Annotated in this window: 14 protein-coding genes and 1 tRNA gene; 9 read left to right on the forward strand and 6 right to left on the reverse strand. The window is 66.0% G+C overall.

The genetic code is table 11. The features are described 5' to 3' along the window. Nucleotides 1-12 precede the first annotated feature (12 nt). Nucleotides 13-822, forward strand: a complete 810-nt coding sequence (locus HWX76_RS16270) for an IclR family transcriptional regulator (RefSeq protein ID WP_050013008.1) — start codon at nt 13-15, stop codon at nt 820-822. A gap of 127 nt (nt 823-949) precedes the next feature. Here the strand turns inward: HWX76_RS16270 and pbpG are convergent, their stop codons facing one another. Then, nucleotides 950-2,116: a D-alanyl-D-alanine endopeptidase gene (gene pbpG / locus HWX76_RS16275; RefSeq protein WP_050013009.1), complete on the reverse strand. Its 1,167-nt coding sequence runs from the start codon at nt 2,114-2,116 to the stop codon at nt 950-952. A 654-nt stretch (nt 2,117-2,770) separates the two neighbouring features. Here pbpG and HWX76_RS16280 point away from each other — a divergent pair. Continuing rightward, complete coding sequence (locus HWX76_RS16280) at nt 2,771-3,337, forward strand: phasin family protein (RefSeq protein WP_034188948.1); 567 nt, start codon at nt 2,771-2,773, stop codon at nt 3,335-3,337. 199 nt (nt 3,338-3,536) lie between these two features. Here HWX76_RS16280 and lpdA read toward each other — a convergent pair whose 3' ends face one another. The 3 genes from lpdA to aceE all read right to left on the reverse strand — a co-directional run bounded on the left by lpdA (nt 3,537) and on the right by aceE (nt 9,987). Next, nucleotides 3,537-5,285, reverse strand: coding sequence for a dihydrolipoyl dehydrogenase (gene lpdA / locus HWX76_RS16285; RefSeq protein WP_176016036.1), 1,749 nt, complete (start codon nt 5,283-5,285; stop codon nt 3,537-3,539). A 284-nt stretch (nt 5,286-5,569) separates the two neighbouring features. After that, a complete protein-coding gene (aceF, locus tag HWX76_RS16290; RefSeq protein ID WP_050013011.1) occupies nt 5,570-7,222 on the reverse strand; it encodes a dihydrolipoyllysine-residue acetyltransferase in 1,653 nt (550 codons plus the stop codon). A 68-nt stretch (nt 7,223-7,290) separates the two neighbouring features. Then, on the reverse strand, nt 7,291-9,987 hold the full coding sequence (gene aceE, locus HWX76_RS16295; protein ID WP_050013012.1) for a pyruvate dehydrogenase (acetyl-transferring), homodimeric type: 2,697 nt from the start codon (nt 9,985-9,987) through the stop codon (nt 7,291-7,293). Nucleotides 9,988-10,260: 273 nt separating this feature from the next. Between aceE and fixL the strand changes: the two genes are divergently transcribed. The 4 genes from fixL to HWX76_RS16315 all read left to right on the forward strand — a co-directional run bounded on the left by fixL (nt 10,261) and on the right by HWX76_RS16315 (nt 16,856). Beyond that, nucleotides 10,261-12,777 (forward strand): oxygen sensor histidine kinase FixL, encoded by a 2,517-nt coding sequence (gene fixL / locus HWX76_RS16300; protein WP_050013013.1) that lies wholly within the window; start codon nt 10,261-10,263, stop codon nt 12,775-12,777. Then, the gene (gene fixJ, locus HWX76_RS16305) at nt 12,774-13,412 is read left to right on the forward strand and encodes an oxygen response regulator transcription factor FixJ (protein ID WP_006493245.1); all 639 of its coding nucleotides are present in this window, start codon (nt 12,774-12,776) and stop codon (nt 13,410-13,412) included. Before fixL ends, fixJ begins: the two co-directional genes overlap by 4 nt. Before the next feature lie 251 nt (nt 13,413-13,663). Continuing rightward, on the forward strand, nt 13,664-14,524 hold the full coding sequence (gene folD, locus HWX76_RS16310) for a bifunctional methylenetetrahydrofolate dehydrogenase/methenyltetrahydrofolate cyclohydrolase FolD (protein ID WP_050013014.1): 861 nt from the start codon (nt 13,664-13,666) through the stop codon (nt 14,522-14,524). A 244-nt stretch (nt 14,525-14,768) separates the two neighbouring features. Continuing rightward, nucleotides 14,769-16,856 (forward strand): M3 family metallopeptidase, encoded by a 2,088-nt coding sequence (locus tag HWX76_RS16315; RefSeq protein ID WP_176016037.1) that lies wholly within the window; start codon nt 14,769-14,771, stop codon nt 16,854-16,856. A 66-nt stretch (nt 16,857-16,922) separates the two neighbouring features. Here the strand turns inward: HWX76_RS16315 and dinB are convergent, their stop codons facing one another. Then, nucleotides 16,923-18,098: a DNA polymerase IV gene (gene dinB, locus HWX76_RS16320; RefSeq protein WP_176016038.1), complete on the reverse strand. Its 1,176-nt coding sequence runs from the start codon at nt 18,096-18,098 to the stop codon at nt 16,923-16,925. Nucleotides 18,099-18,263: 165 nt separating this feature from the next. Between dinB and HWX76_RS16325 the strand changes: the two genes are divergently transcribed. Both HWX76_RS16325 and HWX76_RS16330 read left to right on the forward strand, forming a co-directional pair. Next, nucleotides 18,264-18,956, forward strand: coding sequence for an aspartate/glutamate racemase family protein (locus tag HWX76_RS16325; RefSeq protein ID WP_089488597.1), 693 nt, complete (start codon nt 18,264-18,266; stop codon nt 18,954-18,956). Nucleotides 18,957-19,251: 295 nt separating this feature from the next. Continuing rightward, nucleotides 19,252-20,055: a DUF3472 domain-containing protein gene (locus HWX76_RS16330; protein ID WP_050013018.1), complete on the forward strand. Its 804-nt coding sequence runs from the start codon at nt 19,252-19,254 to the stop codon at nt 20,053-20,055. A 99-nt stretch (nt 20,056-20,154) separates the two neighbouring features. Here HWX76_RS16330 and HWX76_RS16335 read toward each other — a convergent pair. Beyond that, nucleotides 20,155-20,231: transfer RNA gene (locus HWX76_RS16335), tRNA-Met, on the reverse strand. A gap of 183 nt (nt 20,232-20,414) precedes the next feature. Here HWX76_RS16335 and xth point away from each other — a divergent pair. Next, nucleotides 20,415-21,191, forward strand: a complete 777-nt coding sequence (gene xth / locus HWX76_RS16340; RefSeq protein ID WP_050013019.1) for an exodeoxyribonuclease III — start codon at nt 20,415-20,417, stop codon at nt 21,189-21,191. The last annotated feature ends 18 nt before the right edge of the window (nt 21,192-21,209 follow it).

A 21,209-nucleotide genomic window follows, 5' to 3' on the forward strand; every position in this document is an offset into this window, starting at 1 on the left:
TCCTCCCCCGACATGAGCCAACCCACCCCGGATTCAAAAACGTCGATCCAGGTGATCGAACGCATGATGCGGTTGCTGGACGCGCTCGCCGCGCACAGCGACCCCGTCAGCCTGAAGGAACTTGCGCAGCGCACGGAGTTGCACCCGTCGACCGCGCACCGCATCCTCAACGACATGGTGACCTGCCGCCTCGTCGACCGCTCCGATCCCGGCACCTACCGCCTCGGCATGCGGTTGCTCGAGCTCGGCAATCTCGTGAAGGCGCGCCTGTCGGTGCGCGACGCGGCGCTGATGCCGATGCGCGAGCTGCACCGCCTCACCGGGCAGACCGTGAACCTGTCGGTGCGCCAGGGCGACGAGATCGTCTATATCGAGCGCGCGTATTCGGAGCGCTCGGGAATGCAGGTCGTCCGCGCGATCGGCGGCCGCGCGCCGCTGCACCTCACGTCGGTCGGCAAGCTGTTCCTCGCGGCCGACGAAACGTCGCGCGTGCGTGCGTATGCGACGCGCACGGGGCTGTCCGGCCATACGCAGAACAGCATCACCGATATCGCGAAGCTCGAGCGCGAGCTGACGATCGTCCGCCAGCAATCGTGCGCGCGCGACAATGAAGAACTCGAACTCGGCGTGCGCTGCATCGCGGCCGGCATCTACGACGATTCGGGCAAGCTCGTCGCGGGCCTGTCGCTGTCGGCGCCGGCCGACCGGCTGCAGGACGCGTGGCTCGGCCAGTTGAGCCGGACGGCGCTCACCATCTCGGAATCGCTCGGCTACCGGCCGGCGCCCGCGAAGGACGTGGACGGGCTGCAGCGGCAGGCGTAAGCCGCGCCGGCGGCCAGGTTCCTTCCGGCGCCGGCGCCGGTTTCGCCAGACAAAAAAAAGCCCCGCGATTGCGGGGCTTTTGCGTTGCGGCGACCGGTACGGTACGGCGGCGAACCGCCGCGCGCGATCAGGTGCCGCCGCTCGGCGTGTTGGCCGCCGTCAGGCGCTCGCCGCCGCCGGCATCGAGCCAGTTGCGCAGGCGCGAGGCATCGGCGAAACGCGAGTACTTGCCGAACGAATCGAGCAGCACCATGACCATCGGCCGGCCGTGAATCGTGGCCTGCATCACGAGGCATTCGCCCGCTTCGTTGATGAAGCCCGTCTTCTGCAGGCCGATGTCCCACGAGCCGTTGCCGCGGATCAGCGCGTTGGTGCTGTTGTAGACGAGGTTGCGCTTGCCCGTGTACACCTCGTAGGTACGATCAGTCGAGAACTGGCGGATCATCGGGTACTGGTACGCTGCATTGACCATCTTCACGAGATCGCGCGCGCTCGACACGTTCGAGCTCGACAGGCCGGTCGAATTCTCGAAATGCGTATCGGTCATGCCGAGCGACTTCGCCTTCGCGTTCATCGCTGCGATGAACGCCGGACGACCGCCCGGATAGTAGCGCGACAGCGCGGCGGCCGCGCGGTTTTCCGACGCCATCAGCGCGATGTGCAGCATGTCCTCGCGCGACAGCACCGAGCCGACCGACAGGCGCGAGCCCGTGCCCTTCTCGTAGTCGCGGTCTTCGTCGGTGACTTCGAGCTGATCGGTCATCGGCGACTTCGAGTCGAGCACGACCATGGCCGTCATCAGCTTCGAGATCGACGCGATCGGCACGACCGCGTGCGAATTCTTGTCGAACAGCGGCTCGCCGGAATTCTGGTCGACGACGTACGCGACGCTCGAGCGCAGCGCGAGCGCGTCGGGCGTGTCGTGCAGGCCGAACGCCTGGCCGACCGTCGGACGGCGCGGCTGGAACGCGACCTTGCGCACCGCGCCGCGATGGCCGCCATGCAGGTTGTTCGCCGCGAGCGTCACGCGCTTACGCGACGCTTTCGCGCGCGGCGCATCGGCGTCGGCGACCTTGGCGGATTTGTCGGAGGTCGCCCGGGCCGACTTCTTCTTCGCTGACGAAGCAGGAGCGACGGCCTTTTTCTTGGCGGCTTGGGTCTTCGCAGTGGCGGCGAAGGCGTCGGCAGGCGTGACGGACGCGGTGGTCGCGAGCAACGCGACTGCGACCGACACAGCGGTGCCGAGCGTCATGCTCTGCAACAATCTGCGCGGTGAAAACGATTCGGCTTTCATTGGGGTCTGGACAAAGCGGGCGGGAGGTTTCCGCAAGTGTAGTTAAAGCTGAAAAAAAGAGCAATATTAGGCACTTACCGATCGTCTTTAAACCGGAATGTAAGAGTCGGCCAACCTCCGGCCAATCGACCCTTCCGTTCCCATCGAAAAAATCGATGGGACGCACTGCCCGACAGCGCCCGTCTCCCGATTACCACGCGGTTAATTGAGATAACGTCACTTCGGCGGCAATTTAAAGCGGGGAAAGTACGTATCCGATGCTCGGCGTGCCCAGGGCGCCGGTCTCGGCCGTAACGGCGGCACGTCGCCACGGCACGCGCGTCGAAACGGCGCGTTTTTCGACAGGAACAGAAGGATAACGTTCCATGGGCCTGTCAGGTTTACCTGTGCGTGATCATGGTGCGGCGCGTTTTCCCCGGCGCCGTGCGCACCATGTGGGAACACGCATGAAACCGATTCCGCACGGGTGCGATAACTCGTTGTTTTATCGATAATTTGTCGCGATTGTGCAACGCACAAAAAATGCTTGACATCCGTGCTCTCTGCCCTAAAATAGGCCTCATTGCTGCGTTGCACAAAGCACGCGGCGCCGAAGTTCCCCAGCGTAGTGCCCTTTATCCTGCGATCGACGCGATCGCTTTTCAGGAGCCTGACATGTCCTTGCTGACCCCCGAGCAAATCGCCGCCGCCCAAAAAGCCAACCTCGAAAGCCTGTTCGGTCTGACGACCAAGGCGTTCGAAGGCGTCGAAAAGCTGATCGAACTCAACCTGCAAGTCGTGAAGTCGACGCTGGCCGAAGGCCAGGAAAACGCGCAGCGTCTGCTGTCGGTGAAGGACGCGCAGGAACTGATCGCGCTGCAAGCGAGCCTGTCGCAGCCGGTCGCGGAAAAGGTGCTGTCGTACGGCCGTCACCTGTACGAAATCGCATCGTCGACGCAAGCCGAGTTCGCGAAGGTCGCCGAAGCGCAATTCGACGAGCAGAACAAGAAGGTCCAGGCACTCGTCGACAACGTCGCGAAGAACGCCCCGGCCGGTTCGGAAACGGCTGTCGCCGCACTGAAGTCGGCGCTGAACGCTGCGAACACCACGTACGAAACGGTTCAGAAGGCCACGAAGCAAGCGGTGGAAATCGCTGAAACGAACTTCAACGCCGCTGCTGCCGTCGCAACGAAGGCTGCAACCGCCGCTGCCGCACGTCGTTCGAGCAAGCCGGCCGCGTAAGCGTCCCCTGCTCCTGAAAGAGCCGCGCCCAGCGCGGCTTTTTCGTTTCTGGCGCCGGAATGTGCCGGGCGGGCGGCCAACTGCCCGCCACCATCGAGCCTGTCGCGCGCCACGCAAAACAAAACGCCGCCGTCCGGTTTGCCCGGGCGGCGGCGTTTTCGTGGCCGGCGCGTGGCCGGCCATGCCGGTCGCGTTACTGTTACTTCTTGCGTTGCGGCGGCAGGTCCGTACAGACGCCTTCGTACAGCTCGGCGGCCATGCCGACCGATTCGCCGAGCGTCGGGTGCGGGTGGATCGTCTTGCCGATGTCTTCCGCGTCCGCGCCCATCTCGACCGCGAGACACACTTCGCTGATCAGGTCGCCCGCGTTCAGGCCGACGATCGCACCGCCGATCACGCGATGGGTTTCCTCGTCGAAGATCAGCTTCGTGAAGCCTTCGTCGCGACCGTTCGCGATTGCGCGGCCCGAAGCGGCCCACGGGAACACGGCCTTGCCGTACTTGATGCCTTCGGCCTTGCACTGGTCCTCGGTCTTGCCGGCCCACGCCACTTCCGGATCGGTGTAGGCCACCGACGGGATCTGCAGTGCGTCGAAGTACGCCTTTTCGCCGTGCGCGGCTTCCGCGGCGACGTGGCCTTCATGCACGGCCTTGTGCGCGAGCATCGGCTGGCCGACGATATCGCCGATCGCGAAGATGTGCGGGACGTTCGTGCGCATCTGCTTGTCGACGTCGATGAAGCCGCGATCCGTGACCGCGACGCCGGCCTTGTCGGCACCGATCTTCTTGCCGTTCGGGCTGCGGCCCACCGCGACGAGCACGAGGTCGTAGCGCTGCGCTTCCGCCGGCGCCTTTTCGCCCTCGAACTTCACGTAGATGCCGTCTTCCTTCGCTTCCGCGCCGACCGTCTTGGTCTTCAGCATCACGTTGCCGAAGCGCTTCGCGTTGTACTTTTCCCAGACCTTCACGAGATCGCGGTCGGCGCCCATCATCAGGCCGTCCATCATTTCGACGACGTCGATCTCGGCGCCGAGCGTCGAGTAGACCGTCGCCATTTCGAGGCCGATGATGCCGCCGCCGATCACGAGCATACGCTTGGGCAGCTGGCGCAGTTCGAGCGCGCCCGTCGAATCGACGACGCGCGGGTCTTCCGGCATGAACGGCAGCTTCACGGCCTGCGAGCCCGCGGCGATGATCGCCTGCTTGAACTTGACGACCTTCTTGCCGTTTTCGCCCTGCACTTCCATGTGGAACGGATCGACGAACGCGCCGACGCCGGTGACCACTTCGACCTTGCGCGCCTTCGCCATGCCGGCGAGGCCGGTCGTCAGTTTCTTGACGACGCCGCCCTTGAAGTCGCGCAGCTTGTCGAGATCGACTTGCGGCTTGCCGAACGTGATGCCGTGCGACGCGAGCGCCGCGGCTTCCTCGACGACGAGCGACGTATGCAGCAGCGCCTTCGACGGGATGCAGCCGACGTTCAGGCAGACGCCGCCGAGCGTCGAATAGCGTTCGACGAGTACGGTCTTCATGCCGAGGTCGGCGGCGCGGAATGCGGCCGAGTAGCCGCCGGGGCCGGCGCCGAGCACGAGCATGTCGCACTCGATGTCGGCGGCGCCGCTGTAGCTGCCGGCTTGCGGCGCGGGCGCGGGTGCCGGCGCGGCTGCGGGCTTCGGCGCTTCGGGCGCTTTCGCGGGAGCGGCTGCGCCTGCCGACGCTTCGACGATGGCGATGACGGTGCCCTGCGAGACTTTCTCGCCGGCTTTGACCTTGACTTCCTTGACGGTGCCGGCGACGTCGCTGGGCACTTCCATGGAGGCTTTATCGGATTCGAGCGTGATGAGCGTTTGCTCTTTTTCGATCACGTCGCCGGGTTTGACGTTGACTTCGATGACATCGACGCCGCTGAAATCGCCGATATCCGGAACCTTGACTTCGATGAGACTCATGACTGTCCCCTTCTTGAATAGCTGCAGAGAGAGAGGGAGGGACCGGCGGAAAGACGGAACCTGACGACATGCGGCCTGACAAGAGCACGCGACGTTGGGCAGGACCACCTTTGCCGTCCGCCCAAGGACGCGCCTTTCTTTTGGTCACTTTTCTTTGGAAGACAAAGAAAAGTGACCGCCGCCCCGCGCAGGGGCGACGCTAGCAGACCGTTGGCAAAACAGGTTCAACGACAAGAGCGTGGAGAACAGACACGAAACCACGCCCCCGCGAGCCCCTCATCTCATCAAAGAATGATGCGACGGAAATCCCCGAGCAACGCGCCGAGATACGCATTGAACCGCGCGGCTTCGGCGCCATCGATGACACGATGGTCATACGACAGCGACAACGGCAGCATGAGCCGCGGCACGAACTGCTTGCCGTCCCACACCGGCTTCATCTGCCCGCGCGACAACCCGAGGATCGCCACTTCCGGCGCGTTGATGATCGGCGTGAAGTTTGTCCCGCCGATCCCGCCGAGCGACGAGATCGAGAAGCAGCCGCCCTGCATCTGGTCCGGCTTCAGCTTGCCTTCGCGCGCGGCCTTCGACAGGTCGCTCATTTCCTTCGCGATGTCGACGAGGCCCTTCTTGTCCGCATCGCGGATCACCGGCACGACGAGGCCGTTCGGCGTATCGGCCGCGAAACCGACGTGGAAGTACTGCTTGAACACGAGGTTGTCGCCGTCGAGGCTCGCGTTGAAGGTCGGGAATTTCTTCAGCGCGGCGACGACCGCCTTGATCACGAACGCGAGCATCGTGAACTTCACGCCCGCCTTTTCGTGTTCCTTGTTCAGCTGGACGCGCAGCGCTTCGAGCTCGGTGATGTCCGCTTCGTCGTTGTTCGTGACGTGCGGGATCATCACCCAGTTGCGATGCAGGTTCGCGCCCGAGATCTTCTTGATGCGCGACAGCGGCTTCGCCTCGAACGGGCCGAACTTCGAGAAGTCGACCTTCGGCCAGGGCAGCAGGTTCAGCTCGCCGCCGCCTGCCGGCGCGGCTGCCGCGGCCGGCGCCGCGCGCTGGCCCGTCATCACGCCCTTCACGAAGCCCGTCACGTCTTCCTTCGTAATGCGGCCCTTCGGCCCCGAGCCCTGCACGCGCGCGACTTCGACGCCGAGTTCGCGTGCGAACTTGCGGACCGACGGCGATGCGTGGCTCGCGCGATATTCGCCCGACGGCGCGGCGGCCGGAGCCGGAGCGGCGGCGGCCGGTGCCGGCGCAGCCTTCGCGGGTGCCGGTGCGGCGGCGGGCGCCGGGGCGGCCGCGGCCGGCGCCGGCGCGCTGGCCTGCGGTGCGGCTGCAGCCGGTGCGCCTGCGGCTTCGAGCAGCACGATCAGCGTGCCTTCCGACACCGAATCGCCCACCTTGACCAAGATGCCCTTCACGACGCCGGCGGCCGGGCTCGGCACGTCCATCGTCGCCTTGTCCGACTCGAGCGTGACGAGCGACTGTTCCTTCTCGACCGTGTCGCCGACCTTCACGCCGATCTCGATCACCGGGACATCCTTGTAGTCGCCGATGTCGGGCACCTTCACTTCGAGCGTGCCGCCGGACGCGGCCGGTGCGGCAGCGGGCGCGGCGGCGGCCGGTGCCGGCGCTGCTGCGGGAGCGGGAGCCGCGGCCGGCGCGGCCGCGCCATTCGCCTGCGCGCCTGCGCCGCCTTCGAGCAGGATGATCAACGAGCCTTCCGACACGGAATCGCCGACCTTGACCTTGATTTCCTTCACGACGCCGCCGACCGGGCTCGGCACGTCCATCGTCGCCTTGTCGGACTCGAGCGTGACGAGCGACTGCTCGGGCTCGACCGTGTCGCCGACCTTCACGCCGATCTCGATGACCGGCACGTCCTTGTAATCGCCGATATCCGGCACCTTCACTTCGATCGCTTGACTCATCTGTTTCTGTCTCCATGGCCGCGCGCGCTCCTCGCGGGAGCGGCGCGCGGCATCACACGGCGTGTGCGTTAAACGGTCATCGGGTTGGGCTTGGACGGATCGAGGTTGTACTTGGCGATCGCGTCCGCGACCACCTTGCGCTCGATCGTGCCTTCGTCGGCCAGCGCGTTGAGCGCGGCGACGGTGACCCAGTGACGGTCGACTTCGAAGAAGTGACGCAGCTTCTCGCGGGTGTCCGAACGACCGAAGCCGTCGGTGCCCAGCACGACGAAGCGGCGATCGATCTGGCCGCGGATCTGGTCGACCAGCGCACGGACGTAGTCGGTCGAAGCGATGACCGGGCCCTGCGTGTCCTTCAGGCACTTCTGCACGTGCGACAGGCGACGCTCCTCGGTCGGATGGAGCAGGTTCCAGCGCTCGACCTGATGGCCTTCGCGCGCGAGTTCGGTGAAGCTCGGCACGCTCCACAGGTCGGCGGCGACGCCCCAGTCGTTCTTCAGCAGGTCGGCGGCGGCGATCACTTCGTTGAAGATCGTGCCCGCGCCGAGCAGCTGGACGCGCGGCGCCTTCTTGTCGGCGTCGGCCTTCCTGAACGCGTACATGCCCTTGATGATGTCGGCCGCCACGTGCTCGCCCTGCGGAATCGCCGGGTGCTCGTAGTTCTCGTTCATCACCGTGATGTAGTAGTACACGTCTTCCTGGTCCTGCACCATGCGGCGCAGGCCGTCCTGGACGATCACCGCGAGTTCATAACCGAACGTCGGGTCGTAGCTCACGCAGTTCGGCACCGATGCCGCCCACAGCAGCGAGTGGCCGTCTTCGTGCTGCAGGCCTTCGCCGTTCAGCGTCGTACGGCCCGCGGTGCCGCCCAGCAGGAAGCCGCGCGAACGCATGTCGCCCGCGGCCCACGCGAGGTCGCCGATGCGCTGGAAGCCGAACATCGAATAGAAGATGTAGAACGGCACCATGATCTCGCCGTGCGTCGAATACGACGTCGCCGCCGCGATCCAGTCGCACATGCCGCCCGCTTCGTTGATGCCTTCCTGCAGGATCTGGCCGGTCTGCGATTCCTTGTAGAACATCAGCTGGTCGGAATCTTCCGGCACGTACTTCTGGCCTTCCTGGTTCCAGATGCCGATCTGGCGGAACAGGCCTTCCATGCCGAACGTACGCGATTCGTCCGGGACGATCGGCACGACGCGCTTGCCGAGCGCCTTGTCCTTCAGCAGGATGTTCAGGATCCGCACGAACGCCATCGTCGTCGAGATCTCGCGGCCTTCGCCCGTGCCCTTCAGGAGCGGCTCGAACGCGTCGAGCGCCGGCACCGGCAGCGACGTCGCCTTCTCGCGGCGGTGCGGCAGGTAGCCGCCGAGGTCCATGCGCTTCTGGCGCATGTATTCGAGTTCCTTCGAGCCTTCCTCGAACTTCAGATACGGCACGTCGGCGATCTGCTCGTCGGTGATCGGCAGGCGGAACTGGTCACGGAACTTCTTCAGTTGCTCGACCGGCAGCTTCTTCTGCTGGTGCGTGATGTTCATCGCCTGGCCCGACTCGCCCATCCCGTAGCCCTTGATGGTCTTCGCGAGGATGACGGTCGGCGCGCCCTTCGTGTTGGTCGCTTCGTGGAACGCCGCGTAGATCTTGTGCGGATCGTGACCGCCGCGGTTCAGCGCCCAGATGTCGTCGTCCGACCAGTCGGCGACGAGCGCCTTCAGTTCAGGCGTGTTGAAGAAGTGCTCGCGGACGTACGCGCCCGACTCCGACTTGTACGTCTGGTATTCGCCGTCGACGCATTCCATCATCCGGCGCATCAGCGCGCCCGACTTGTCGCGCGCGAACAGCGCATCCCAGCGGCTGCCCCAGATGACCTTGATCACGTTCCAGCCGGCGCCGCGGAATTCCGATTCGAGTTCCTGGATGATCTTGCCGTTGCCGCGCACCGGGCCGTCGAGACGCTGCAGGTTGCAGTTGATCACGAACACGAGGTTGTCGAGCTTCTCGCGGCTCGCCATGCCGATCGCGCCGAGCGATTCCGGCTCGTCCGTCTCGCCGTCGCCGAGGAACGCCCACACCTTGCGGCCTTCCGTCTTCGCGATGCCGCGCGATTCCAGGTACTTCATGAAGCGTGCCTGGTAGATCGCCATGATCGGGCCGAGACCCATCGACACGGTCGGGAACTGCCAGAAGTCCGGCATCAGCCACGGGTGCGGGTACGACGAAATGCCCTTGCCGTCCACTTCCTGACGGAAATTGTCGAGCTGCTCTTCCTTCAGGCGGCCGAGCAGGAACGCGCGCGAGTACACGCCCGGCGACGAGTGGCCCTGCACGAACACGAGATCGCCGCCATGCTGGTCGGACGCCGCGTGCCAGAAATGGTTGTAGCCGACGTCGTAGAGCGTCGCGGCCGACGCGAACGATGCGATGTGGCCGCCGACGTTCGTGTCCTTGCCCGCGCGCAGCACCATCGCCAGCGCGTTCCAGCGCGTGTACGAACGGATGCGGTGCTCGATGTCCTGGTCGCCCGGAATCTTCGCCTGTGCTTCGAGCGGAATCGTGTTGATGTACGGGGTATTGGCGGAGAACGGCAGGTGTTCGCCGTGCATGCGGGCGAATTCGATCTGCTTTTCGATCAGGTAATGCGCGCGGCCGGTGCCCACGGAGGAGATCACGCCATCGAGCGACTCCAGCCACTCGACGGTTTCCTGCGGGTCGTCGTCACGTTCGGCGGCGACATACTTCATCACTTCGTTCGGTACAGCGGACATTCTCGTCTCCTGGGTCCTGGAATGTGAGGATCGCTCTCGTGCAGACGACGCGGCGCGGCCGGCTGCGGGCAAGCTCCGACGGATTGTAATGAGCGTGGACGGGCCTGCGCAACAAAATTTTCGAATCGTGAGATCTTTTCTCATGATGCGAAATATTGCTGCGCTGCACCCATATTTCGGGGCTCCGCGGCCCGTCTCGTCGGAACAAAACCGTTTCCGTTCAACATATCCGGTATCGGTTTTCCATGTATTGCGCTGCGCTACAATCCTGCCATGTTGACCGATCGGCTTTTCGCACGCTCGGCGCGACCGCCGGGCCCGCCGGCGGAGTCGCAGCCGTCCCGTTGGCACCACGGACCGTGGTGGTCCAATTCCTATTTGCTGACGCCGCTGCTGTCGATCCTGGTGTTCCTCGTCGTGATGAGCCTCATCCTGTGGAGCCTCAACCGGCGCGAACAGCAGCAGCAGGAAGACACCCTGTTTCGCAACGTCGCGTGGGCCCAGCAGCAGATCCGCCTGTCGATGACGGGCGCGCAGGAACAACTGCAGGCGCTGTCGCGCGACCTCGCGTCCGGCCGCCTCGATCAGAACGCGTTCCAGATGGCGGTCGCGGACGTGATGCAGACGCATCCGGAAATCCTCTACCTGAACTGGTACACGGCGCCGGGCGTGCAGCGCTGGCCGGCCGTGCATCCACCGCTGCTCGGCCAACGGCTCGCGAAGCCCGGCGACGCGCAGATGCAGGACGCGGTGCGCGGCGCGTACGACGAGGCGCGCAGCACGCGCCGCCAGGCGTATTCGCCGCTGATCTACGACGAGTTCGGCAACGGCTTCATCACGTTGCAGACGCCGGTAATGCGCGGCGACCGCGAATATCTCGGCTCGCTCGCCGCGGTGTTCTCGGTCGAAGGGATCCTGAAGCACGACATTCCGCAGGAGCTGTCGTCGAAGTACAAGATCTCGATCACCGACTCGAACAACCGCGAGCTGTCGTCCACGTCGACGCGCCCGCGACTGCCGCGCGACTCGCACTACGATCTCCCGCTCGACCCGCCCGGCCAAGGGCTGACGGTGCGCGTGTACGCGTTCCCGCAGCTCACGAACCTGACCAACAACACGCTCGTGTGGCTCGTCGCCGGGCTGTCGTGCTTCGTGCTATGGAGCCTCTGGAGCCTGTGGAAGCACACGCGCCAGCGCTTCGAGGCGCAGCAGGCGCTGTACGCTGAGGCGTTCTTCCGCCGCGCGATGGAAAACTCGGTGCTGATCGGCATGCGCGTGCTCGACATGCACGGCCGCATCACGCACGTGAACCCCGCGTTCTGCCGGATGACGGGCTGGGACGAGACCGATCTCGTCGGCAAGGTCGCGCCGTTCCCGTATTGGCCGCGCGACGCGTACCCGGAAATGCAGCGCCAGCTCGACATGACGCTGCGCGGCAAGGCGCCGAGTTCGGGCTTCGAGCTGCGCGTGCGGCGCAAGAACGGCACGCTGTTCCATGCGCGCCTGTACGTGTCGCCGCTGATCGACAGTTCGGGCCGCCAGACCGGCTGGATGTCGTCGATGACCGACATCACCGAGCCGAAGCGCGCGCGCGAAGAGCTCGCGGCCGCGCACGAACGCTTCACGACGGTGCTCGAAAGCCTCGACGCCGCGGTGTCGGTGCTCGCCGCCGACGAAGCCGAGCTGCTGTTCGCGAACCGCTACTACCGCCACCTGTTCGGCATCCGCCCGGACGGCCATCTGGAGCTGTCGGGCGGCGGCTTCGACCGCGCGCAGGCGTCGTCCGACTCGATCGACATGGTCGACGCGTTCGCGGGCCTGCCGGCCGCCGCGCTGACAAGCAGCACGGCGGACGCGCAGGAGGTGTACGTCGAGAGCATCCAGAAGTGGTTCGAGGTGCGCCGCCAGTACATCCAGTGGGTGGACGGCCACCTCGCGCAGATGCAGATCGCGACCGACATCACGACCCGCAAGAAGGCGCAGGAACTCGCGCACCAGCAGGAAGAAAAGCTGCAGTTCACGAGCCGATTGATGACGATGGGCGAAATGGCGTCGTCGATTGCTCACGAATTGAATCAGCCGCTCGCCGCGATCAACAACTACTGTTCGGGCACGCTCGCGCTCGTCAAGAGCGGCCGCGGCACGCCCGAGACGCTGCAGCCGGCGCTGGAGAAGACCGCGCAGCAGGCGCTGCGCGCGGGGATGATCGTCAAGCGGATCCGCGAATTCGTGAAGCGCAGCGAGCCGAAGCGCCAGCCGGCGCGGGTCGCGGACATCGTCGCCGACGCGGTCGGGCTCGCCGAAATCGAGGCCAGGAAGCGGAGAATCCGGATCGTCACGGAAATCCTCGCAAGAATGCCTATTATTTATGTCGACCCCGTGTTGATCGAGCAGGTGCTCGTGAACCTGATGAAGAACGCAGCCGAGGCGATGGCCGACGTGAAACCGGCGTCGGTGGACGGCGTGATCCGCGTCGTCGCCGACATCGATGCGGGCTTCGTCGACATCCGTGTGATCGACCAGGGCCCGGGCGTCGACGAAGCGACCGCCGAGCGCCTGTTCGAACCGTTTTACAGCACCAAGTCCGATGGCATGGGCATGGGGCTGAACATCTGCCGTTCGATCATCGAATCGCATCGGGGGCGTCTGTGGGTGGTCAACAACGTCGAGCCGGACGGCCGCATTTCCGGCGCGACGTTCCACTGCAGCCTGCCCATTGGGGAACCCGCTGATCTCGGCCAAGGGGGGCGCGAGGCATCGGCATCACATACCGTTACGGGAGAACTATGAATAGCCCTGTCACCACCACTCAGGAAACCGTCTTTGTCGTCGACGACGACGAGGCCGTACGGGACTCGCTGCGCTGGCTGCTGGAGGCGAACGGCTATCGCGTGCAATGCTTCTCGAGCGCCGAGCAGTTCCTCGATGCGTACCAGCCGGCGCAGCAGGCCGGCCAGATCGCGTGCCTGATCCTCGACGTGCGGATGTCGGGCATGAGCGGCCTCGAATTGCAGGAACGCCTGATCGCCGACAATGCCGCGCTGCCGATCATCTTCGTCACCGGCCACGGCGACGTGCCGATGGCCGTGTCGACGATGAAAAAGGGTGCGATGGACTTTATCGAGAAACCGTTCGACGAAGCCGAGCTGCGCAAGCTCGTCGAGCGGATGCTCGACAAGGCCCGAAGCGAAAGCAAGAGCGTCCAGGAGCAGCGCGCCGCGAGCGAACGCCTGTCGAAGCTGACCGCGCGCGAGCAGCAGGTGCTCGAACGGATCATCGCGGGCCGCCTGAACAAGCAGATCGCCGACGATCTCGGCATCAGCATCAAGACGGTCGAGGCGCACCGCGCGAACATCATGGAAAAGCTCAACGTCAACACGGTGGCCGACCTGCTGCGCCTCGCGCTGTCGAAGAAACAGGCCTGAGCGGGTGCTCCGGCCGCGGCGGCACGGCCCGCCCCGGCTGCCCGGCCCGCAACCGGCGTTTGCCGCCCCGCGCGATGCGGCCCACTCGCGCGGCGGCGGCCGTTCCTCCCGGCGCACGCGCGCCGCGGCCATGACGCTTCCCGTTGATTCGCTGTCGGACGGCAGCAGGCGAACGGTATAATTACGTGCTTTGCTACGGCGCTTCGGGCGCCGTACGCCCGCATTCCAACTTCCCGGCAGGACCCACCACCATGACAGCCCTCCTCATCGACGGCAACGCCCTTTCGAAGACCTTGCGCGCCCAGGCCGCCGAACGCGCCGCCGCGCTGACCGCGCGCGGCCACCAGCCCGGTCTCGCGGTGATCCTCGTCGGCGCGAACCCGGCGAGCGAAGTCTACGTGCGCAACAAGATCAAGGCGTGCGAGGACAACGGTTTCTTCTCGCTGAAGGATGCGTACCCGGCCACGCTGTCGGAAGCCGACCTGCTCGCGCGCATCGACGCGCTGAACCGCGACCCGAAGATCCACGGCATCCTCGTCCAGCTGCCGCTGCCCGCGCATATCGACAGCCACAAGGTGATCGAGGCGATCGCGCCGGAAAAGGACGTCGACGGCTTTCACGTCGCGAACGCGGGCGCGCTGATGACCGGCAAGCCGCTGTTCCGCCCGTGCACGCCGTACGGCGTGATGAAGATGTTCGAAGCGCACGGCATCGCGCTGCAAGGCGCGAACGCGGTCGTGATCGGCCGCTCGAACATCGTCGGCAAGCCGATGGCGATGATGCTGCTCGACGCCGGCGCGACCGTGACGATCTGCCACAGCAAGACGCGCGACCTCGCCGCACATACGCGCCAGGCCGACATCGTGGTCGCGGCGGTCGGCAAGCGCAACATCCTGACCGCCGACATGGTGAAGCCGGGCGCGACGGTGATCGACGTCGGCATGAACCGCGACGACGCGGGCAAGCTGTGCGGCGACGTCGATTTCGCGGGCGTGAAGGAAGTCGCCGGCTACATCACGCCGGTGCCCGGCGGCGTCGGCCCGATGACGATCACGATGCTGCTGATCAACACGATCGAATCCGCCGAACGCGCGGCGGCCTCCGCAGCCTGACACTGCCTTTGCCCGGCCGGCGCGCGGTTCAGCGCGCCGACGCCTCGCCAGCCGCCATCGCGCGGCTGCACCTCTCCGGCCGCACCTCGCCGGCCGCCCGCATCCGACCCTGCGTCAATCGCGTCATTAGAAACTAACGATTGGAAAGCGCACGATGCGCCCCAATAATGTCGGTATCGGGCGCCGCTTCGTCGCGCCTCACCCTTTTCACCCCGGTTCATCCGGCAACAGACAGGGAGTCTTAATGTCCGCCAGCGCCAACACCAATCCGCTCCTCGACTTCTCCGGCCTGCCCCGTTTCGGCGAGATCCGCCCGGAACACGTGACGCCCGCGCTCGATACGCTGCTCGATGCCGCCAGCCGCGCGGTCGAAACGGCGAGCGCGAGCGACACGCCGTCGACCTGGGCCGCCGTCGTCGAGACGGTCGAGCGAGCCACGGAGCCGCTCGGCCGCGCATGGGGCATCGTCGGCCACCTGAATGCGGTCGCCGACACGCCCGAACTGCGGGCCGCCTACGGTGAAAACCTGCCGCGCGTGACCGAGTTCTGGTCGAGCGTCGGCCAGAATCTCGCGCTGTACGAAAAGTACAAGGCGATCGCCGCGAGCGCCGAATACGCGACGCTGTCCGCCGAGCGCAAGAAGATCCTCGACAATGCGCTGCGCGACTTCCGCCTGTCGGGCGCCGAGCTGCCCGAGGACCAGAAGCCGCGCTTCGCGGAATTGCAGGAACAGCAGGCCGCGCTGTCGAAGGCGTTCTCCGATCACGTGCTCGACGCGACCAATGCGTACGCGTACTTCGCGAAGGACGAAGCCGAGCTGGCCGGCCTGCCCGGCGACGCGATCGAGGCCGCCCGCGAAGCCGCGCAGAAGGACGGCAAGGAAGGCTGGAAATTCACGCTGCATTTCCCGTCGTACTTCCCGGTGCTGCAGTACGCGGACAACCGCGCGCTGCGCGAGACGCTCTACCGCGCGTATGCGACGCGCGCGTCGGAGCTCGGCCCGCAGTACGGCGACGGCAAGGCCGAATGGGACAACACGGCGATCGTCGCCGACGCGCTGAAGCTGCGCCGCGAAGAGGCGCAGATGCTCGGCTACCGCAACTTCGCCGAAGTGTCGCTCGCGCCGAAAATGGCCGAATCGCCGCAGCAGGTGATCGCGTTCCTCGAGGATCTCGCGACGCGCGCCCGCCCGCACGCGGACAAGGACTGGGACGAACTGCGCACGTTCGCCGCGAATGCGCTCGGCCTGACCGAACTCACGCCGTGGGACGTCGCGTACGCGGCCGAAAAGCTTCGCCAGCAGCGCTATGCGTTCTCGGAAAACGAGGTCAAGCAGTACTTCCCGGAGCCGGCCGCGCTGAAGGGCCTCTTCACCGTCACCGAAACGCTGTTCGGCGTGCAGATCAAGCCGGACGACGCGCCGGTATGGCACAAGGACGTGCGCTTCTTCCGCGTCGAGAACCGCGACGGCTCGCTCGTCGCGCAGTTCTATCTCGACCTGTACGCGCGCGAAGGCAAGCGCGGCGGCGCGTGGATGGACGACGCGCGTTCGCGCGCGAAGCGCGGCAGCGACGTGCAGACGCCCGTCGCGTACCTGACCTGCAACTTCTCCGCGCCGGTCGGCGGCAAGCCCGCGTGCTTCACGCACGACGAGGTCATCACGCTGTTCCATGAATTCGGCCACGGGTTGCACCACATGCTCACGCGCGTCGACGAGCTCGGCGTGTCGGGCATCAATGGCGTCGAATGGGATGCGGTCGAACTGCCGTCGCAGTTCATGGAGAACTTCTGCTGGGAATGGGACGTGCTGTCGTCGATGTCGTCGCATGTCGATACGGGCGCCGCGCTGCCGCGCGCGCTGTTCGACAAGATGATCGCCGCGAAGAACTTCCAGAGCGGGCTCGGTACGCTGCGCCAGATCGTGTTCTCGATGTTCGACATGCTGCTGCACGTCGATTTCGACCCGGCCGGCGCCACCGGCGTGACCGCGTTCGCGCGCGAGATCAACGAGCGCTATCACGTGATCCCGCAGGCGGCGTTCTCGCGCTGGCCGAACACGTTCAGCCATATCTTCGCGGGCGGCTACGCGGCCGGCTACTACAGCTACAAGTGGGCCGAGGTGCTGTCGGCCGACGCGTACGCGGCGTTCGAGGAAGCGGCCGCCACCAGCGGCAGCGTGCTCGACGCGGCAACCGGCACGCGCTATCGCCGCGAAATCCTCGAGGTCGGCGGCAGCCGTCCGGCGATGGAGTCGTTCAAGGCGTTCCGCGGCCGCGAACCGCAGATCGATGCGCTGCTGCGCCACAACGGGATGGCCGCGTCCGCGCACTGAGCGCGCCGCCCGGCCCTTCCGGCTGTTCCGGCTGCATCGACAGGCACCGCTTCGGCGGTGCTTTTTTCATGGCGCGGGCGTGTCGTCGCCCGCTTCGTCGTCGAACAGCAGGAATTGCCCGTGGCGCTCGGCCGTGTCCTCGTCGATACGCACGCCGACGCCGAGCAGCCGCACCGGCTGCGCGCGCCGCAACAACCCCTTCGCGAGCAGCGTGACGGCCGTCTCGGCATTCGTCGCGTCGGCCACGCACTCGACCGTCGTACGCTGGAAATCGGCGAAGCGGATCTTCACGTACAGCTTGCGGATCGACCGCGCGGCGCCGGCGCGCTCGATCCGCGCGTCGAGTTGCACGACGAGGCGTCGGATTTCGTCCGCGCATTGCTCGAGCGTCGTCAGGTCGGTCACGTAGGTCGTCTCGACGCTGACCGACTTGCGCTCCTGGTCGGCCTGCACGAGCCGCTCGTCGATCCCGCGCGACAGTTCGTACAGCCGCCGCCCGAACGCGCCGAACTCGCGGTGCAGGTCGATCAGCGGCCAGTCGCGCAGCTGCGCGCAGGTCTGGATGCCGAGCCGGTCGAGCCGCGTGGCCGTCACCTTGCCGACCCCGTGCAGCTTGCGCACCGGCAGCGCCGCGACGAACGCGTCGATCTCGTGCGGCCGCACGACGAACAGCCCGTCGGGCTTGTTCCAGTCGGACGCGATCTTCGCGATGAACTTGTTCGGTGCGACGCCCGCCGACACGGTCACGCCGACCGTATCGCGCACCCGCTCGCTGATCTCGCGCGCGATCAGCGTCGCGCTGCCCTGGCAACGCTCCGACCCGCTGACATCGAGGTACGCCTCGTCGAGCGACAGCGGCTCGACGTCCGGCGTGTAGTCGCGATAGATCGCCATGATCTGCCGCGACGCCGCGCGATACTTGTCCATCGCGGACGGCAGGATCAGCAGGTCCGGGCACTTGCGCATCGCCAGCGCCGACGACATCGCCGAATGCACGCCGTAGCGCCGCGCCTCGTAGTTGCAGGTCGCGATCACGCCGCGCTGGTCGGGCCGGCCGCCGACCGCGAGCGGCCGGTTGCGCAGCGACGGGTCGTCGCGCATCTCGACCGACGCGTAGAAGCAGTCGCAATCGCAGTGGATGATCTTGCGCATGCGCGGTGGCGCGTCGCCGGGCGGCGGCGCGGGCGGATCGGCAGGCGGGATGGTGGTCGGGCTCACGGTGCCGATACTGTACAAAAACACAGTGCCGGTTTCAACTGCCGCGTATGACCCGAGTCGGTCGCCCGCCGCCGGCCACCCACACCCGGCTGCGCCGTACTGGCCCGGTTTGCGCGGATCGTACCGGCCGGGCACGCGCAGCGGCGCCTATACTCGTCTGCCGCGATACACGAAACGCAGGGGTGTCAGATGAAGACGATCGGACTGATCGGCGGCATGAGCTGGGAATCGTCGGCCGAGTACTACCGGATGATCAACCGGCACTCGAAGGCATTGCACGGCGGCCATCACAACGCGAAGAGCGTGCTGGTCACGGTCGACTTCGCCGAGATCGAAGCGCTGCAGCGCACGCACGACTGGGCGGCGCTCGGCGAACGGATGGCCGACGCCGCGCGGCAGCTCGAAGCGGCCGGCGCCGATCTCGTCGTGCTGACGACCAATACGATGCATCGCGTGCACGAGGCGATCGAAGCCGCGGTGACGCTGCCGTTCCTGCACATCGCCGACCCGACCGGCAGCGCGCTGCGCGACGCGGGCGTCGAGCGCGTCGCCCTGCTCGGCACGCGCTACACGATGGAGCTGCCGTTCTATGCGGAGCGGTTGCGCGAGAAGTTCGGGCTCGACGTGCTGACGCCGGACGAGCGCGGGCGCGACGACGTGCACCGGATCATCTACGACGAGCTGTGCCACGGTGTGATCTCGGCGGAATCGCGCGTGACGTACGTGTCGGTCATCGACGAACTGGCAAAACGCGGCGCGCAGGCCGTGATCCTCGGCTGCACGGAAATTACGCTGCTGATCGGCGCGGACGATTCGCCGCTGCCGGTATTCGATACGACCGCGCTGCATGCGAAGGCGGCCGTCGAGTGGGCGGCGCACTGAAGGACGCCCGCCATCGCGTGGCGTCAACCGTCGCCGGATGGCATCGCCGCATTGTTCCGCGCGGCAGGATTCAGTCTCCCGAGGCGCGCCTCGCCGCGCGCGCGACTCCGTGCTCTCGCCCGCCACACGGGCCCGGCGCGCACGGCCCGCGAAGCACCCAACGCGGCTCGCGCGGGCGCGCCGACACGACTGGTTATTCATTGGTAATAAAGTGACCGCAAATTGGTACGCGAGCAGCGGCGCTCAATCGACCCTGCTCGTCGCAGTCTCTTTTCCACCAACAGGAAACAGGAAATTGAAAAAACTGAACACCGCATTCGGCGCGTTGCTCGCCGTATCGTTCACGCTCACCGCGCACGCCGACCCCAACATCACCGCATCGGCGGCCTCGACGCCCCGGGACGGCTTCGATCGCATGACGTGGGAGATCACGCCCGAGGTCGTGCCGACCCAGGTCAACGCGAGCTACTACTGGGCCAACCAGTTGTCGTCGCAACATGGCGGCCACGCGATCTACACCGGTATCCAGCCACGCACGCAAAGCAGCAACGTGGTGATCTTCAGCGCGTTCGGCACCGGCACGACGCCGCTGTCGGCGAATTGCCGCGGCGGCGCCGACGGCGGCTCCGGCACCTCGTGCTCGATCGCCTACCCGTGGAAAACGGGCCACGCCTACCGGTTGCAGGTCACCGTGACGCAGGGTAATCGCAGCGACGGGCGCTCGACCGTCGACGGCTTCATCACCGACGTCGCCACCGGCGCGACGACGCCGACCGGCAGCATTGCCGTGCCGGCCGACTGGGGCGGCCTGTCGAGTTCGGCTTATCTGTTCGACGAGTACTTTCCGTTCAACGCCGCGTCGAGGGACCCGATGCAGCGGCCATGCGTGCCGTATGCGCGCTACATGACGTCGCTGCCGCATTTCTATCTGAAGGACGTCGACTACCCGACGACCGAACGGTCGATCCGGCTGAATACGGGCCAGGACAAGTGCGCGGCGCTGTCGGGCACGCCGAACGCGCGGGCCACGCTGGTCAACACGACCACCTATCTGCTCGAGAACGGCTTCTTGCCCGGGAGCCCGGGCGCACCGAAATAACGAAGACGGACGCGAAAAACAAAAAACCCGGCACGGAGCCGGGTTTTTCGTAGACGAAGTGCGCATCGGTCAATTGCGCGGCACATCGCCTGGTGTGCTTGGTTGCGGGGACAGGATTTGAACCTGTGACCTTCGGGTTATGAGCCCGACGAGCTGCCAGACTGCTCCACCCCGCGTCAGAGAAATAAATTATAGGGTGAGGAAGTACTCACGTCAATACTTTTGTCACAATTTCTGCTTCCGTTGCCCAAGCGGCGATGCGTGACACATGCGCGAGCCCGCATGACGCACGCGTTCGCACCCCATGCTCGCGGTAAGATGGCGGCCTTCGCATTCACGCCGCACGCACCCTCCCGTTCATGAAAATCGCCACCTGGAACGTCAACTCGCTCAACGTCCGCAAACAGCACGTGCTCGACTGGCTCGCGCAAAGCGGCGCCGACGTACTGTGCCTGCAGGAACTGAAGCTGCCGGACGAGAAATTCCCGCGCGCCGATCTCGAGGCGGCCGGCTACCGCAGTTGGTTCACCGGCCAGAAGACCTACAACGGCGTCGCGATCCTCGTGCGCGACACGCTCGCCGTCGACGAATCGGACGTCGTGCGCAACATTCCCGGCTTCGAGGATTCGCAGCAGCGCGTGATCGCCGCGACGGTCGACGGCGTGCGCATCGTGTCCGCGTATTTTCCGAACGGCCAGGCGCTCGACTCCGACAAGTTCGTCTACAAGATGCAGTGGCTCGACGCGCTGCAGGCGTGGCTGCGCACCGAGCTGCAGCGCTACCCGAAGCTCGCGCTGCTCGGCGACTACAACATCGCGCCGGAAGACCGCGACGTGCACGATCCCGCGAAATGGGAAGGCCAGAATCTCGTGTCGCCGCAGGAGCGCGCGCATTTCGCGCAGTTGATCGAACTCGGCTTCGTCGATGCGTTCCGTCGCTTCGAACAGCCCGAGAAAACCTTCACGTGGTGGGACTACCGGATGATGGCGTTCCGCCGCAACGCGGGGCTGCGCATCGATCACATCCTGCTGTCGCCGGCGCTCGCGGCGACCTGCGCGTCGTGCGAGGTCGATCGCGTGCCGCGCACGTGGGAACAGCCGTCCGACCACACGCCGGTCGTCGCGGTCGTCGGCTGATCGTTCAGGGCCTGTTCA

This window comes from Burkholderia sp. BCC0398, assembly GCF_902833245.1.
GTDB lineage: Bacteria > Pseudomonadota > Gammaproteobacteria > Burkholderiales > Burkholderiaceae > Burkholderia > Burkholderia sola.

Coding starts and splice junctions, on each gene's coding strand:
- lpdA (WP_176016036.1), bottom strand. CDS start 5,285: ATGAGTCTCATCGAAGTCAAGGTTCCGGATATCGGCGATTTCAGCGGC.
- HWX76_RS16280 (WP_034188948.1), top strand. CDS start 2,771: ATGTCCTTGCTGACCCCCGAGCAAATCGCCGCCGCCCAAAAAGCCAAC.
- xth (WP_050013019.1), top strand. CDS start 20,415: ATGAAAATCGCCACCTGGAACGTCAACTCGCTCAACGTCCGCAAACAG.
- folD (WP_050013014.1), top strand. CDS start 13,664: ATGACAGCCCTCCTCATCGACGGCAACGCCCTTTCGAAGACCTTGCGC.
- HWX76_RS16325 (WP_089488597.1), top strand. CDS start 18,264: ATGAAGACGATCGGACTGATCGGCGGCATGAGCTGGGAATCGTCGGCC.
- HWX76_RS16270 (WP_050013008.1), top strand. CDS start 13: ATGAGCCAACCCACCCCGGATTCAAAAACGTCGATCCAGGTGATCGAA.
- aceF (WP_050013011.1), bottom strand. CDS start 7,222: ATGAGTCAAGCGATCGAAGTGAAGGTGCCGGATATCGGCGATTACAAG.
- aceE (WP_050013012.1), bottom strand. CDS start 9,987: ATGTCCGCTGTACCGAACGAAGTGATGAAGTATGTCGCCGCCGAACGT.
- fixL (WP_050013013.1), top strand. CDS start 10,261: ATGTTGACCGATCGGCTTTTCGCACGCTCGGCGCGACCGCCGGGCCCG.
- HWX76_RS16315 (WP_176016037.1), top strand. CDS start 14,769: ATGTCCGCCAGCGCCAACACCAATCCGCTCCTCGACTTCTCCGGCCTG.
- fixJ (WP_006493245.1), top strand. CDS start 12,774: ATGAATAGCCCTGTCACCACCACTCAGGAAACCGTCTTTGTCGTCGAC.
- pbpG (WP_050013009.1), bottom strand. CDS start 2,116: ATGAAAGCCGAATCGTTTTCACCGCGCAGATTGTTGCAGAGCATGACG.